The sequence below is a fragment of the Sphingobacterium sp. UBA6317 genome, from assembly GCF_002440385.1.
Taxonomy (GTDB): Bacteria; Bacteroidota; Bacteroidia; order Sphingobacteriales; family Sphingobacteriaceae; genus Sphingobacterium; species Sphingobacterium multivorum.
Genome location: NZ_DJTD01000039.1, coordinates 28,218 through 44,106, shown reverse-complemented (window position 1 = coordinate 44,106; position 15,889 = coordinate 28,218). Strand labels below are relative to the sequence as shown.

The 15,889-nt window shown below is 39.3% G+C and carries 16 protein-coding genes; 5 read left to right on the top strand and 11 right to left on the bottom strand.

Features of this window, described 5'->3' with window-relative positions; translation table 11 throughout:
• Positions 1-69: 69 nt before the first annotated feature.
• The gene (locus tag B3E92_RS12265) at positions 70-1,197 is read right to left on the bottom strand and encodes a FecR family protein (protein ID WP_286896901.1); all 1,128 of its coding nucleotides are present in this window, start codon (positions 1,195-1,197) and stop codon (positions 70-72) included.
• A gap of 67 nt (positions 1,198-1,264) precedes the next feature.
• The gene (locus B3E92_RS12260) at positions 1,265-1,816 is read right to left on the bottom strand and encodes an RNA polymerase sigma factor (RefSeq protein WP_286896898.1); all 552 of its coding nucleotides are present in this window, start codon (positions 1,814-1,816) and stop codon (positions 1,265-1,267) included.
• A 309-nt stretch (positions 1,817-2,125) separates the two neighbouring features.
• On the opposite strand from B3E92_RS12260, the gene B3E92_RS12255 reads away from it, so the two are divergent.
• On the top strand, positions 2,126-2,524 hold the full coding sequence (locus B3E92_RS12255; RefSeq protein ID WP_046675924.1) for a DUF1801 domain-containing protein: 399 nt from the start codon (positions 2,126-2,128) through the stop codon (positions 2,522-2,524).
• 27 nt (positions 2,525-2,551) lie between these two features.
• Here B3E92_RS12255 and B3E92_RS12250 read toward each other — a convergent pair whose 3' ends face one another.
• Positions 2,552-3,364: a class I SAM-dependent methyltransferase gene (locus B3E92_RS12250; protein WP_286896895.1), complete on the bottom strand. Its 813-nt coding sequence runs from the start codon at positions 3,362-3,364 to the stop codon at positions 2,552-2,554.
• Between the two features lie 213 nt (positions 3,365-3,577).
• Here B3E92_RS12250 and B3E92_RS12245 point away from each other — a divergent pair, with 213 nt between their 5' ends.
• The 4 genes from B3E92_RS12245 to B3E92_RS12230 all read left to right on the top strand — a co-directional run bounded on the left by B3E92_RS12245 (position 3,578) and on the right by B3E92_RS12230 (position 8,450).
• The gene (locus B3E92_RS12245) at positions 3,578-4,402 is read left to right on the top strand and encodes a helix-turn-helix domain-containing protein (protein ID WP_286896893.1); all 825 of its coding nucleotides are present in this window, start codon (positions 3,578-3,580) and stop codon (positions 4,400-4,402) included.
• A 116-nt stretch (positions 4,403-4,518) separates the two neighbouring features.
• Positions 4,519-5,781 (top strand): serine hydrolase domain-containing protein, encoded by a 1,263-nt coding sequence (locus tag B3E92_RS12240; protein WP_286896891.1) that lies wholly within the window; start codon positions 4,519-4,521, stop codon positions 5,779-5,781.
• A 129-nt stretch (positions 5,782-5,910) separates the two neighbouring features.
• On the top strand, positions 5,911-7,209 hold the full coding sequence (locus B3E92_RS12235; protein ID WP_286896890.1) for a hypothetical protein: 1,299 nt from the start codon (positions 5,911-5,913) through the stop codon (positions 7,207-7,209).
• A 182-nt stretch (positions 7,210-7,391) separates the two neighbouring features.
• On the top strand, positions 7,392-8,450 hold the full coding sequence (locus B3E92_RS12230) for an alpha/beta hydrolase (RefSeq protein WP_286896889.1): 1,059 nt from the start codon (positions 7,392-7,394) through the stop codon (positions 8,448-8,450).
• 17 nt (positions 8,451-8,467) lie between these two features.
• On the opposite strand, the gene B3E92_RS12225 is transcribed toward B3E92_RS12230, so the two are convergent.
• The 8 genes from B3E92_RS12225 to B3E92_RS12190 all read right to left on the bottom strand — a co-directional run bounded on the left by B3E92_RS12225 (position 8,468) and on the right by B3E92_RS12190 (position 15,728).
• Positions 8,468-8,980 (bottom strand): 4'-phosphopantetheinyl transferase family protein, encoded by a 513-nt coding sequence (locus tag B3E92_RS12225; RefSeq protein ID WP_286896888.1) that lies wholly within the window; start codon positions 8,978-8,980, stop codon positions 8,468-8,470.
• A complete protein-coding gene (locus B3E92_RS12220; RefSeq protein ID WP_112374521.1) occupies positions 8,977-9,231 on the bottom strand; it encodes an acyl carrier protein in 255 nt (84 codons plus the stop codon). Before B3E92_RS12220 ends, B3E92_RS12225 begins: the two co-directional genes overlap by 4 nt.
• A 4-nt stretch (positions 9,232-9,235) precedes the next feature.
• A complete protein-coding gene (locus B3E92_RS12215) occupies positions 9,236-10,507 on the bottom strand; it encodes a beta-ketoacyl-[acyl-carrier-protein] synthase family protein (protein WP_286896886.1) in 1,272 nt (423 codons plus the stop codon).
• Complete coding sequence (locus B3E92_RS12210; protein WP_070568678.1) at positions 10,504-10,941, bottom strand: 3-hydroxyacyl-ACP dehydratase FabZ family protein; 438 nt, start codon at positions 10,939-10,941, stop codon at positions 10,504-10,506. The genes B3E92_RS12215 and B3E92_RS12210 overlap by 4 nt, the downstream gene beginning before the upstream one ends.
• 17 nt (positions 10,942-10,958) lie before the next feature.
• Positions 10,959-12,011, bottom strand: coding sequence for a type III polyketide synthase (locus B3E92_RS12205; RefSeq protein WP_286896884.1), 1,053 nt, complete (start codon positions 12,009-12,011; stop codon positions 10,959-10,961).
• The gene (locus tag B3E92_RS12200; RefSeq protein ID WP_159332896.1) at positions 12,008-12,721 is read right to left on the bottom strand and encodes a methyltransferase domain-containing protein; all 714 of its coding nucleotides are present in this window, start codon (positions 12,719-12,721) and stop codon (positions 12,008-12,010) included. Before B3E92_RS12200 ends, B3E92_RS12205 begins: the two co-directional genes overlap by 4 nt.
• On the bottom strand, positions 12,712-13,845 hold the full coding sequence (locus B3E92_RS12195; protein ID WP_286896883.1) for an NAD(P)/FAD-dependent oxidoreductase: 1,134 nt from the start codon (positions 13,843-13,845) through the stop codon (positions 12,712-12,714). Before B3E92_RS12195 ends, B3E92_RS12200 begins: the two co-directional genes overlap by 10 nt.
• 236 nt (positions 13,846-14,081) lie before the next feature.
• Complete coding sequence (locus tag B3E92_RS12190) at positions 14,082-15,728, bottom strand: carboxylesterase/lipase family protein (protein WP_286896882.1); 1,647 nt, start codon at positions 15,726-15,728, stop codon at positions 14,082-14,084.
• Positions 15,729-15,889: the final 161 nt, after the last annotated feature.

The following is a 15,889-nucleotide window of genomic DNA, read 5'->3' as shown; positions in this document are numbered from 1 at the left end:
TGATTAATAATTGATCATTACCAAAAGCCGTAAAGGCGCGATTAGGAATGTAGCAGCATTCCTAATTTTTTATGGGTTTGCTTCTGTTACATATATTGTTCCTTTCCTTTCTATATAGTTTATATTATTAGTCATCTTAATGATCGCCAAGACCTCGCGGATATTTTCATACCTGCTAATCATTCCTGTAATGGGAAGTGCTGCAATTTTCGGATCTATAACGATTCGAATTCCGTACCATTGCTCAAATTCGGGGACAACTTCAGCGAACTTCTCATTATCAAAATAAAACAGTCCTTTGCGCCAGGCATTTGCTTTTTCGACATTTTCGGATTGAATAAGTAAGATTTTAGGTTTATCTTTTTCCAAGAAAGCCTGTTGCCCCGGCTTAATAAACACCTGTGTTCCATAGCGATTATGCGTAAGACGAATACTCCCTTCTGTAAGCAATACATTTTCTTCGGAATTACCAGATGTATTTACATTGAATTTTGTTCCCAATACCTCAATGGTCTGCAAGGCGGAGTGAACTGAAAACGGAATCTTTTTACCCCCAGTATATTGTTTATGAACATCAAAATAAACCTCCCCAGTAATATGGACAGAACGATTATTCTTATTAAAATCGGGATCAAGTTCAATTGTTGCCAAGTAATTAAGCCACACCTGTGTGCTATCGTTCAGTAAAACCGAAAATACGTTTCTCGAAGGATTTTCTATACGCAGTTTCCCAAAATCTGTCCCTTTGGAAACTGTGCTTAGTGCGAGTACTTTTTCATCATTGATAGTTGTGTAATGAGCTCCTTGTGGTAAGGTATCTAATAGATCAAACCGTTTTTCCTTCCCGATTATTAACGACGGATTATGATTAGCGACATGAAGAACTCTGTCGCTTATTTTTGAATTATCGATGAGCTTATAGGATATAAATATTCCAAAAAGAATCAGGATGCTTGCTGCAGCATAGCCTATTTTGGGTATATGAAAACTTAAAGTACGCTTTTTAATACGATGATGAACCTTGTCTATAATCTCCTCTCCCACGCGGTCCATATCATTTTGTCCCTCTCCCTCTCTGTCCATTGCATCGTACAGGTATTCAACAAATTGTCGTTCTTGAGGATTGGTATCTCCCGAAATATACCGATCGAGAAGATCTTTTAATACCGTGCGAACATGACGTTTCCTTTCAGACATATAAGATGGTTTATATTGGTTCCTTTCTTATATGTCGTTGTGACTAATGATAATTCCCAAAAAAAAATTAAAAAAATATAAAAAGAATTTTTTGGATTAGAAGTTTAAGTGTATTTGTTGTATTAAGCAATTGATTTTGAACAGTTTTTGTCGACAAACCTAATAATTTCGCAATTTCCTTAACAGTTTTATCCTCATTGTAGCGAAGCAAGAATATTTCTCTACGTTTTTGTGGCATACGTGCAATCCAGTTATGCAGCATTGATTCCAATTCAGTCTGAATATAGTTGTCATCGGCAGTAGATCCATCGCTTAGCTCTTCAACCATTGTTTCTAATTCTTCAAAATACCTCTTTTCCTTTCGAAACCTGTCAATCACTTTGAAACGGACGGCTTGGCAAAGGTAATGATCAACATCTTGTATTGTTTTGCGATGCCGTTTCTCCCATAAATCAATGTAAAGATCCTGAATAACTTCTTTTGCTGTACTTTCATCTTGCAGGCGTCTGAGCGCAATTTCATACAATTTTTTCCAAGTTCGATGATACAGTTCGTCAAATGCATCTTCATTCGACTCCTTCACCAAAAGAAAAAGACCCTCAAGACTACTATTGCACATAACTGAAGATTTATATTGTTGAGAAATTAAATGTCGGTTTAAAATTGATCGATGCAATATATAAAATCTAAACGGAACTTCCTATACGTGCCATAGTACAGGAATAAATTCGACTCGACACAAAATATGTTCACTACGATATTAGGGTAACCAATAGAATTATACCAGCGGGAGATAATTCTGAATAATTTCTTTTAAGCAATCCGTAGCCATAACCTGTCGAATCTTTTTCAAGAATTGCTTCATCTAAATCAAGAAAATTGAATATTTTAGCTAACAATGACAAGCCCTTAAGAACAATACGATATTATGGAAATAGATCAGTATATCAATACACTTTCGGAAACGGAGCAAGAGGTCATCCGTCAATTCCGGAAAGCGATAACAGAAAATGACAATACCGTCTCTGAGAGCTTCGGAAAATTCATGTCAAACCCTAATGCAATTAGCTTTAATGAACAGGGTGTATTTAAATACGGGCTAACAGTCGCAAAGAATTACATTTCATTCCATTCCTTGGTTATCTATACTAACCCCGAATTAATGGAAGAACTAAAATTAAAATTACCCAAGGCTAAATTTCAAAAAGGCTGTATTAATTTCAAAACATTGGATGAATTTCCCGCATCCGTATTGGCAGAACATATTCAGGCTTCATCCAAAATAGATTTTAGCCCCATGATAAATCGTTATTTGAAAAAGAAATAAGTACCTGGTCAATTCCCAGCATTCTATTTATTCACTTTTACGCGCAACAATAGCATAGACCATCGGAATTTTATTTCCCAAATGGGCTATTCTGAATTTTTTAGGATCTAGTTCTGTCATGTTTTTAAAAATGGGATAAGGTGAATAGTCAAATTCCTTCAGGTCTTGAATGTTTAGCCCATGATGAAGTAAAGCTCCAACGACCTCACTCATACTATGATTCCAGGTAACATAGGACTGCGAAATAGCTGCATCTTTATCGGCATAGGTTCCCTGCTCGGTTTCAACAATTGGAGCAACATTAAAATAATTATAGCCAATTTTGTCAAAATTATCATCGAACATCCAAACAACGGGATGAAACTCGACAAAAACAAACTTCCCTTTCGGTTTCAAGAAACGTGAAATTATTTTCCCCCATTTATCTAAATCCGGTAACCAAGTAATCGTTCCATAGCTGGTAAAGACCAGATCAAATTGTCCGTCAAGATGATTCTCAAGCTCATACAAATCACAACAGATAAACTGTACATCTGCATTCGTTTCTTTCGCAATTTCTCGGGCACTTTCAATCGCCTTGTCGGATAGATCAACACCAGTAACTTTGGCACCAAGTCTACTCAAAGAAATTGTATCCTGTCCGAAATGACATTGTAGGTGTAATATTTTTTTTCCGCTGATATCACCCAATAAGGCCAATTCGATTGAATTTAGCGAAGTCTCCCCTTTTAAAAATCCTGCTAGATTGTAAAAGTCTGATTTTAGATGTGTATCTGTTCTATTATTCCACGAGTGTTTGTTTATTGCGATGTAATTTTCTTCTAGATTCAAATCGTTCATTTGGTTTTTTATTAAACGGTTAATTACCGACTAAAGTACGCTAAAAATTGAATGCTATCGGATTCATCTTTTCCCCAATTTAAAAATAAGTGTTTTAAGAAATTAAGCTTGGTAAAAATTATCATAAAGGTTCTCTATATTTAAATCGATTATCCAATACATCCAAGTTTAAAAAGATGATGTATGAATAACACCTATTTACATGAAGAATAAATGACGATAAAAATATATAGACCAAAGAGCTTACTTCTAAAAAAATATATTGAATGCTTCTATGTACTTGAGAAAACTCACGAAGAAAAAGCGACGGCATATTTTACGTTTCCGAGCATTTACACCATAGTGACGATAAGTGAGCAGACCAAAACTAAGGCAAGCCCAAATGAGGTCATTACGAAGCATTGTCCGTCCAATTCGATAGAAACAAACCTTGTATGCAATTTTAATGAACCTGTTTTAGTGAGTTATGAGGGAAAAATAAATGAAATTACCACTTACTTCAAACCTCTTGGGATAAATGCTTTTATACCCAATGATTTAAGCTATTATAACAGCGGAACATTTCCCGATTTTAATCCGCACCTGGATTATAAAAACGCGATGAGATCTATCCTTTCCATTGATGACCATGACGAGCGAATCAGGGCCTTAGAAGAGTATTGGATATCAAAATTTTGGCTATTTGAAAATGCATTGCTCGAAAACGTAATCACCGAAATGCTAGATACAAGTAACCTCAATCAATCGATGTCAGAATTTTCGCTAAAAACAGGAAGATCGAGAACAACCATAAATAAGCAATTCGATCAACATATCTGTAAAACACCTTCCCAATTCAAAAAAATCATTAGATTTCGAGCTGCGATTCAAAGTCACCTCGAAGATGGCAACAAAATAGGTCTGTCTTATAACCTGGATTATTTCGATCAGTCCCACATGATCAGAGATTTTAAAAAATTAACAGGGTTTACACCAAAAATTTTCTTTTCCAAAATAGCTGATCTTGAACGGGACCAAATAAAATGGATTTTTATTTAGCAGGTTTACAAAAATACAATCACACTATTTTATTAAACAGTAACATTGCTCCATAATTATTTATACCATACGCTATGAAGCTTTTAATGTTACTTATGTTTTGTCCAATTTTTCTTGTGGCACAAGAAAAAACATCAGCCAAACTTGCCACCTATATGCAGGCACAAGCCGATGTAAATAATTTTAGTGGAACAGTTCTTGTCACGAAAAACGGCGCGATTTTAATAAAAAAAGCCTACGGTTTAGCAGATTATGAATGGAGGATCAAAAATACGATCGATACGAAGTTTCAGTTGGCATCGGTCACAAAACAATTTACCGCGGCTGCTATTTTACAGCTCGTAGACAGCGGAAGATTATCGCTAAACGATAAACTCAGTAAGTTTTTCCCCGATTATCCAAAAGCCGATAGTATCAGTATCCACATGTTGCTGTCACACACCTCAGGACTTGCTATGGGTTTCAAAGAAATCGCATTAAGTAGTATAAGTAGCGATTCTGCTTATGCCGCCATCAAGAAAATTCCTTTCGAATGCTCACCGGGAACGAAAAGCGCCTATAGTAATATCGGTTATTATTTGTTAGCAAAGATTATTGAAAAGGTCTCAGGTGAGCATTACGCTTCTTTCTTAAAGAAAAACATATTTGATAAAGCTGGCATGAGTAACACCGGAGTCAGTAATAATGATTCCATCGTCACGAAAAAAGCAAAAGTATATTATCATAATGCAGAAGGTTTTATCCATAATCCCCATATCAACTGGGAGATCAACCTGGGCCACGACGGTATTTATTCAACCGTTGAAGATTTAGCCATTTGGGACAAAACACTCTATGGAACAACGATTCTATCGGCAGCGATGAAAGAAAAAATGTTTACACCATATAGCGCTGAAAATTGGGGCTATGGATTTATCATCAATCCATTTTACAATCATGGACATTATTTGATTGCACATGATGGCGGATTCTTTGGTACAATGACTTCTTTTAATCGATTTACTGACGACAAACTCTTTGTCACTGTCCTTTCCAACAACGGCTCCCCCGCCCATATCATCGGGTATGGACTGTCTGCGATTGCGCTGGGTAAAGAAGTAGAGCTTCCCTATAAACATTATCCCACCAAAATAGATACGACGCTGTACGATAACTATGCAGGTGAATATGGGAAAATACATATATTAAAAATTGCAGGCAAACTCTACTATAACGAAGCGGATACTGAACTCATTCCCGAGTCTAAAACAAAATTTTTCAGGGCAGACGACAACGACAGAACAATCGAGTTTGTTAGAGACAAAACAGGAGTTTACAATTCCCTTATTTTAACAAAAGGTGGCGTTAAGGAAGTTTTCCCAAGGACCAATAAAAATTAATGAACCCATATGCACGCATTTAGCATCAAATGTGTAATCGACTCTTTGAAACCTTAAAGAAAAAAATTAAATTACGCCCTTATCAGTCCAGTGTTAAATAGTATACAAACTATCCTAAATTATAACATCGTGCAACAGACAGATCAAAATCCGGAGAAAGCTAAAAAGAGTCCTTTATTAAAGTCTTTTTTCGGATGCCTAGTGTTTATGGCAGCCTATCTCATCAGTTTTTTTATTTTTGATGCAGGCAACAATGTGAAGCTGAATTATATTATTTTTTCGCCGCTTGCATTTATACTGAGCTGGGTATTTTGCTATTTCTATCTGCTGTTAAAAGATACCAGTACTTTGAAATATTATCTACTGGGATGTACGCTGATTGCCGGTACAATTATATATACAAATGGTATTTTTGATATCGATATTAGGATTCAAAACTTCTTTCACTCGTCGACACTCCCGAAAAAATACGGGCAATATCTCGATATCAATAACACCAAAAATAGATTTGGACGACATGAAATCATTCTTTTCAAGGCGAGTAGTAATCCTATTGATCAGTTTTTGACAAAGAACAACGAATTAATCATCCATAGTTTGAGCAAGGCTAAAAACGCTAACGATGCAGAACCAACCATCCATATGTTTTATAAATTGGACAAAAACGGCAAGCAGATCGATCAACATTCTTACACACAGGATGAAGATAAGGATACAGAGATTCTTTTCGAGGGCTATCTGATCAACATAGGAAAACATTACTTTCGTAGCTGGCCATTAGATGGTGATACCACAAAAAACAGCATTGAAATATGCAATGCCGATCTCAACTGGACTGCGGATCAACAACGCCAACAACTAAATGATATCGATCGTAAAGCACAGTATTTTCGTTCTGAGCGAATCTATGATTTCGAACACAGCAATTCGAAAAGCTACTCAAAAAAAACGTATTTCATGGACGGTAAATGGCATATATTCTGTGAAAATATATCGGATGATGATAATTTAAATCTGCAAACCGCGTCTAGAGGGCGTACAGTAAATGATCTTTTCGGACACTGGGACAAAAATGAATGGGTCACGAATCATTCCCCCGCCAATATTCAATCGGTTTATTACCAGAAAATCAAACGAATTCGCAATCGACAGGATGTGAACAGCGGAAAATATGAGCAAGGCGACCGTTGGCAAGGTTGCCTTTTCTCACACCTTATTGTCGAAAACGACACCTTAAAATTTAAAGATCATTTATATCTTGATGAGGAGTGGCATTGGTCTCAGATTGAAATCAATGGTAAGAATATTGGAGCGCTGACTTTTGAGGATACGGAACAATTTCATAACTATGGTTACTACTCAAATGCGGCTTTAAATTACCAGCTTTTCACCAGTCGACGCAATAGGCTTTATTTGATTAAAGAATAGATCCTTAGCTTCATCCAGATAAATTAGGAAAAATAATAAGCAGACGAAATGCGGACTTGCTTTTTTGCTATCCAAAATAATGACTATATTACATGAAATGAATTTTTGTAGAAATACATCCAATTTGATAGCCATCGGATCCTAGTGAAAATAAAATTCTGATATAGAAGGAAATAAAGCATATGAACAAAAGATATTTTTTCTACTTCATCCTCATTATCACCTTGTTCGCCTCGTGTGGTCTTATTCATAACCTTCCTGATTCGGCATCTCCCAATACTTGTGTAGATCCCAATTTATGGTATTCATTTGTGGATCAGAATGGAAATTTCTACCCCGATAATTGGAAGAAAAATTATGGCATCCCCTCGAATAAAGCTGCTAGAGACCCTTATTCACTGATGAAGATTGCCACCGACAGAGGCGACCGCGAACAGTTACTTGCTTTTGAACGCGGTAACATGCTGCGTCTGTCAAAACGCATTGCACCAAAAAAACGTGTGTTCATTTTAGTTCATGGCTTTAATGCCGATGAAGAATCCGTTGTAAAACAATATAAATATATTGCCGATCATATCGTTACAAATCCCAAAACCGACGAAATTATTCGCTTTTATTGGGATGGTTTACGATCAACCTCTCCGTTTCGATCTGCAAAAAACTGGTTTTCCGCAGCCTCCTTTAGCCAGATGGCCGGTGAATTTGGATTGAGACGTATACTGAATAATATGGCCGATAAAGATGTCTTCATTATCTCTCACAGTCGTGGAGCATCTGTGGTGATGAGTGCTATTTCGAATCCGGAATACAACAGTTCTTTTTCCGCTCAGGCCAAAGACATTCATAAGGTCGATATCGAGCGGGCAAAACCTTTATTGGAAAACAAAAACAGGATTACCTGTATTATGTTGGCGCCAGCCATAGGGCTTTCCGAATTTCAGTATACCGATACAACAACTAACACCAAAAAATTTGTGGAACTGAGCTCCCAGGTTAAGAAAATACATATCACCATAAATGGTACGGATAAGATGTTGAAGAAGTTTTTTGGATTCTTATCGAATAAACTTAATCCAACAGATCTGGGATATAAAGAGGAAAGTTTTAACGCACTTAAGAAAAATTATACCATCTTTTCGATGACTGATTTCACAGGAATGTCAAGCCATGACTTTAGTCGTTATATCCGAGATCCCAAATTCAAACAGATGCTTCGGGAGGAATCCATCCAAGTACAATAAGATGGTCGCTCGTCTAATTAAGTCAATAGGCTATGAATCGAAACTATTCGCTCAAAACGGCCATGGTTACTTACGGAAACAGGCAAGCGCCTCTTCCCATCCCTCAGAACGAGGCTTGGGACTCCGAGAGAATCTTTAATAATTCCATCTCTTTTGATTTCAACAATATCGTCCAAATGAACTAATTCGCCAGCTGCTACGGTATGTATAAAATCAGGGGAAACGATGGTCTTCGTATAATGCCTCTTACCTTCGCAGATGACTTCTCCCCTCGCCTTGCAAGCAGTTCGTTCAATAACTGAACACCGCAATTTTAAAGGAATGTACTTTCTGATTCCTGTCTGTCTATTCCATATTTTATAGGCAGCCTCTTTCATACTCCATAAGAGCCAAACAACAATTTCGGGGTCTGGACTGTTCACAATCAACAGTTGTTCCTGCTCATTAAATAGTTTTGAAAGAAAACCTCTACGTCTCCAATTACTCTCTTTTCTGGACTGAACCAGATCGATAATGTCATTACCAATCATTTTTCTTGTAACTTGCTTTCGATTATTTCGACTGCGGCTCCTATATTAAGCATACGCTCCATATCAGAATTTTCAATAACGATCCCAAATTGATCTTCGATATCCAGTACAATATCGACCAAATTGGCTGAATTAATTTGTAGATCACGCATAAAATCAGTCTCTTCAGTAAGCTTTCCGAAAGCTTCTTCGTTTGTTGTGTAGGGTGCTATAATTGGTTTTAAAGCACCGATCAATTCTTCTCTCTTCATAAATTTAGTTATCAAATTTTTTAAATATTAAACAGGCATTTACATCTCCAAACCCGAAACTTGCCTTGGCTATAATTTGGGGTTTGACATCAATTTGATGTATTGATACTCTTGATGGATCTATCAGTGCTGCGATCTCGGGATGTAAATCAGTACAATTACTGTTTCCGAATAAAAATCCATGAAATAACTGCAAAACTGTGGCCACGCATTCTATGCTACCTGCCGCGCTGAGACAATGCCCAGTCATTCCTTTTAGCGAATTTATCCATGGAAAATCTTTCCCTTTACGCCCAAGTGCCTCGGTCCAGTTTTCTATTTCAAAAGCATCTTTGGCTGTTGCCGTTAGATGACCGTTTATAGCATCGACATTCCATTTGGAGACTCCCGAATTGTTTAGGGCCTCTTGAATGCAACGGCGTACAGCATCAGCGTTTGGAGCTGTCATACTGCCTGTTCCCCGTTGTCCTCCAGAGTTTACTTGGCCGCCCAATAACTCGCCATATATAACGGCATTGCGTGCTAAGGCACTTTCCAAATCTTCCAGTAATAGGGCTCCAGCCCCACTACCCGGGACGAACCCTGCGGCTGTTGCACTCATTGGGCGCGACCCTTCCGCAGGGCGGTCATTATATTGCGAACTACAGACACGTAGTGCATCAAAACCGCCCCAAATATAAGGCCCACTATCTCCAGTACTGCCTGCCAGCATGCGTTTTGCTCTTCCGGACCGAATCCCGTCATATGCCATTAGAATTGCTTCAGTCCCAGTAGCACAGGCCGAGGAATTGGTGGTCACCTGATTTCCGAGGCCTAGTTTCCCGCCTAAATATGCACTGACACCACTGTTCATTGTTTGCGCCACAACTGTACTACCTAGTCTGCGGGTTTGTAGCTCATCAATTTTATAAATACTCTCGCGAAACTTATCAATACCTGATGTACCTGAACCAAAGACTGTTCCGCTATCCCAATCGGGGGCCGAATTTACGGCAATAGGAAGACCTGCATTTGTCCAGGCCTCCATTCCAGCAATGACTCCGTACAAGATGCCTGTACTATTAAAACCTCTAAGCTCAAGTTCAGTGAAATATTGCCTTTTAAGATCATCTGATATTTGCGGCATTCCAGCAATCTGGCAGGAAAACTGTAGTTGTTCCAGCTGTTCATCATGTCTAATACCCGAAACGCCATCTTTGATGGCCTGAGTAAAGGCAGGCACCCCCACTCCATTGGGCGCAACGACTCCTAGTCCAGTAATCACAACTCTCTTCATAACTCCTCCGTCATCATGCCTGCCAATATCCCTTTACAAACTTCCTGTCCGGCTTCATTCTTCATCGTAACGGCACACTTTAGTTTGCCAAACCTAAAATATATTTTTTTTGAAAACACGGTGACTTTCTCCTTTGGATATACTGGTTTTAAAAACTGTATTTCAGTAGAAGTCAACGCAATAGACGAGCCTTGCATTAAGTCTTTATTGAGCAGAAAGATTCCCAAACAGGCCAGACCTATTTGAGCCATCGTTTCGATCAGAATAACTCCCGGGGTAATCGCTCTATCATAAAAATGGCCGCGATAAAAGTCCAGATCTTCATCAAAAGTATAGGTACCTGCAACACCTTCGTCATCGACATGAATCAACTCATCGACAAATAAAAATGGGGCCCTGTAGGGCAATTTCGCTAGTATAGCATTCAATTCCATTGTTCAAAATGAGTAAGTTACCACTGTAATAAAACCCGCTGTGCTGAAAATCCCGGACCGAAACTCAGCATCAGCCCCAATTCACCGGCTTGAGGCTTACGTTTCATAATACGTTCAAGGACGTAGAGTACCGTAGCGCTCGACATATTACCATAGTGCGCTAGTATAGCCTTAGTATCTTCAATATCTTTATCAAATTCAGCAAAAATCTCCTCGATTGTGGCTACGATCTTTTTCCCGCCCGGATGAAAAATCATGTAATTAATATCTTTAATTTCCAGCTGGTTCTTTTTCAGGAATGGATGTATAACTGCATCAAAATGGGACGCAATCACATTGGGCACATCCACATCCAGTACCATCTGCATACCAGTGTTGGTCAATTTAAACCCCATAATGTCCTCCGCATCATAAAAATGATACATCTCCTGATCAAGAATTACAGGTCCGCAATCTTCCTCACAGGATGAAAGTAGACAGCAAGCTGCACCATCGCCGAAAATGGCGGCACTGACCATATTCGACATCGAGAAATCTTCCAGCTGAAAAGTCGCTGTTGGCGCTTCGACGGCAATAACCGCAGCACGTTTACCTGGGTTTGCCTGAAGAAAATTTTTAGCATAAATAATACCTGAAACACCGGCAACGCAACCCATTTCAGTAACTGGTAACCGCACAATATCCTGTCGGAGTTTCATCCTATTAATAAGATACGCGTCTAGAGAGGGGATCATAATTCCAGTGCAACTGACTGTAATGATATAATCCAGAGACTGGGGATCCCAGCCCGTTTGTTCAAGGGCCTGACGAAGTGCTTGCTCCCCTAGGGCTATCGCCTCCCGGCAATACACATTGTTTTTTTCTTCAAAAGATGTCGCCGTGAAGACTTCGATCGGATCCATAATCGCATAGCGCCTGTCCACGGCGGCACCTTCGAAAAGTTTCTTGATTTTCTTAATAAAACGAGGTTCCTGTCCATGAAGCCAAATATCCAATAGCGGAAGAATATCAACGGTAGTACAAGAGTATTTAGGGAGTTGCTTGGCAACATTTATTATTTTAACATTCATATATTGAAAATTATCCACTGGTAACGAAAGGCCCATTTCCATTGGATGGTGTAATGTTCTAACCGTAATCTCTTTGCGAATTGTACAAGCTCAATCTTTTTAAACCCGCGCAGTATGGAAACAAGCCCATCCACTTTTGTCATTCTATTTAACCTAAAAACAACAGCAATAGTTTGAAAAAGCCGGTAAGCCATTTTACTCCTTTGTAAATCGTTTATGACGACCCCCAATTTTGATACGTTGACCAGGCTATCTAGCAGACGAAAAATCGCTTCATCGTCGAAATGATGTAAAGTAAGCGTACACAGAACAATGTCATACTTGACATCTTCAAAATTCGCTTCAAAGATATCTGCACACAAATAGGATATATTGGTATAATCTTTCGACAGATCCCTTGCACAATTTATTGTATACGGATTAGCATCAATCCCGAGCAATGAAAGCTTAATATGATGTCTATTGCCATAATCGCTTAACATGCGAAGCATGTCCCCATTACCACAACCGATATCCACAATGGTTATTGTTTCATTCTTGTAGCCGGTTGAAAGCAATGTTTTCACACCATTCAACGTAATGCTATTTCCGCCTAGAAAACGATTAATCTTTGCAATTCGATCCAGCGTGACGCGAAGTTCGTCGCCCTCCAGCCGAAAATCGTCCATGATCTCATTCTGCGATGTTCTATATCTTGTGTCTATCCCCATTTTATTGAGCTTGCATTTCCATGAGTTTGTTTTATCATCCAACTTAAGATTTTTGGAAAAAATATCGTAGCCTTCATTAGAACCGCGGTACCTATTTTATAACGCAGTACACCCGACAGAAGTCGTCCGAATAAGAGCCGTCTTTTAAAGGTTCGATTCCATTGATTCATATAGGACTGCTCCAATTGCTGGCGCGAATCGATATGACCATGGTAATAGTCCACAATAAGCTCGGAAGCCATTTTTGCACTATGTATCGCCATCGCCATCCCATTTCCACAGAATGGATGAATAAGACCGGCCGTATCACCAATCATAAGCATATGGTTTTCTACCGCTGATTTCTGATCAAATGAAAATTGACTTATTGCAAGCGGCTTGTCAAAAAGTAGTCTACTCTTTTCAAAAAAACACTGAAGATGCCTATTTTTAGACAACACATACTTTTGATAATCACCTATATTTTTATACCTCTTGAACGTTTTTACATCGGCCAGATAACATAAATTTATCTGGTCATCTTCGACCTTAGAAATACCACAATAACCGCCTTCAAAATGATGCAAGGCAATAAGGTCATTCGGAAAGTCGCCCGAATAGTGTGCTTTAACAGCCATCCACGGAGAGGTTTTTGTTATAAAATCGCGGGATAAGAGCTGATCCACATTGCTGCGTTTTCCATATGCGCCCAGTACAATTTTTGATCTTAATACCTGATCTTGAAATGAAACAGCAAATGTATCATTGCTAAAGGATACGCCTGTGACGGTCGCAATAACAATTGTACAACCCGCCCCTTTTGCTCGCTGATATAACAGATCATCCAACGCGTAACGACTGATGCCAATTCCACCCAAGGGTAACCTGACCCTATTCATCTGCCCACCTTCTGTCGAGAACTCAAGCTCCCGAATATGTGTTGGACAGAGCGATTCGACATCCACTTGTAGCCAATGCAGATAGGGCAAGACTTCGTTCGAAACATATTCGCCACAAACCTTATGACGAGGAAAATCATGTTTTTCGATTAACGTCACGTTGAATCCTTGTTTAGACAGATGCAATGCACTTGTAAGTCCAGCCAAGCCGCCACCTATAATAATCACATCAGGGGGTATTACCATATATCCAAGTTTGTTCTATATGAGTTTCATCTACAAAAAATCAACGTTACAAATCATGCTTCGGTCTCCTACATTGGTTGCCCCCGCTATTCAACAGACGATTCTTAATAAATCTGTTCGCGACCTAGGATTTTCCTGCACAGGACAATATCATCCATCCGCTTTTATAAAAAGTCTCTCTGATAACAGCCCTTAGCGATAAATGGTTTTTATTTGACCGTAAATAAAGAAGGCAACTATCTGGATTTATATTCACGGTCGACAAACATTTTATCCAGAAAAAGATACCTGTTCCGAAATTCTTCAGCAGAAGCTTTCACCTCGGTATTCAAATTCAAGATATTCATTCGCTGATCTTTTGCTGTTGTTTTCGGCCAGGCTGGAAGTCCTTTTCCATTTGGATCACCCGTCTTGATAAAATTAACAAAGTACTGCTGACCAAGTTTCGAAACGTTGTAATCATCTTCTGTCCAGGCAAAAACATCATTACTCTGCAGATTTCCCAATAAATATTCGATATCACTGGCATGGAAAGCTCCCGGTAGGGGCTGTGGGCTTTTTTCCTTGTCTTCTTGTGTAGATTTCTTGCTAATTCCTCCGGCAAGCCCGGTTTGTGCATCACGATATGCCGGTTGCATGGGTGGCCGCGGTTTACCTAATATATAAACGAAGACTGGGTTACCGCTATTCTTTCGTTGCAGGTCAAGCCATTTCCAAGTACTATACACAATAAAATTATCGCTAGCTAATGCAGTTGCCGATTCAATGACTTCTGCCTCGGTCTTCCCTGGATACTCCTTGAGCACTTCTTCAGCTTTAACACCAAACTGTGCTCTTACCAACTTCTCATAATTCTCCGGAGATGGGTAAGATTTACCCATGTAAGCCATATAGGGAGCTTCCGTGGAAGTCCAACCGGCAAGCAAGGGAACCTTAGATTGCTCCCCGGCTTCAAAAATAGCCAATGGAGATCGCGGCAAAAAATAGCCATCAACAATCAAACGGGTAGTGAAGGCTCCTGGCTCGCTGGCTTTATCTAGAAGTTCGGCCGCAGGAATTTCACGCAGTTGATCAAGACCTGTTGCATTTACCCGCGATGCAAATGCAACACCCTGTTGTTCCTGCTCAGTAATAGAGGCTGTACCATACCGTAAGTTAAAGACACTTCCGCTCTGACCGATAGCACGCGTAAACAACCCCTTGGATAGCGGACTAGTCATTTGAGCGGAAACAGACATACTTCCTGCCGACTCGCCACCGATGGTGACCGCATCGGGATCACCGCCGAATGCAGCTATATTTTTTTTGACCCAAACCAAAGCTGCATGCTGATCCAGCAGTCCATAATTTCCTGAAGCATGTTTCGGTGATTCCTCCGTTAATGCTGGATGCGCGAAGAAACCAAAGATACCAAGACGATAGTTGACAGTAACGACAATAAGACCTTCTTTAGCAAAACTTTCACCATCATAACGATTTTCAGATCCATCACCAGCATTGAAACCCCCGCCGTAAAAATAAACTAAAACAGGAAGTTTGCCTGAATGAAGACTCTTTGGACGCCATACATTCAGGTATAGACAGTCTTCACTGATCCCCGGCGACCGAAATCGCATATCCCCATAGATCGGTTTCTGCATCGGAGAATAACCAAAATGATCTGCTTTACGGATACCAGACCAGTGTTCAGCAGCTTGCGGTTCTTTCCATCTTAGATCGCCTACTGGGGGTTTTGCAAAGGGGATCCCTCGGAAGGACTCGACCCCGCTTGACAAGATAATCCCTTCTAGCACCCCCTCTTCAACCTTTACCTGTGGCATTTGGGCGAAAACAAACGATGCAACCAAAAACCCAACAACTGTAAAAAAAATCTTTTTCATCATAACATTCATTTATAACTCCATGGTTTTATTCTTAAAGTTAAAATACAAAATAAAATCTATACCGTCGTGATAATCTGACATTTCAGCACAAAGACTTAAAGAAAACTTAACCAATAGACAAATACCTGCAGCAGCCGGATGCTTGCTTGCTTGCTTGCTTG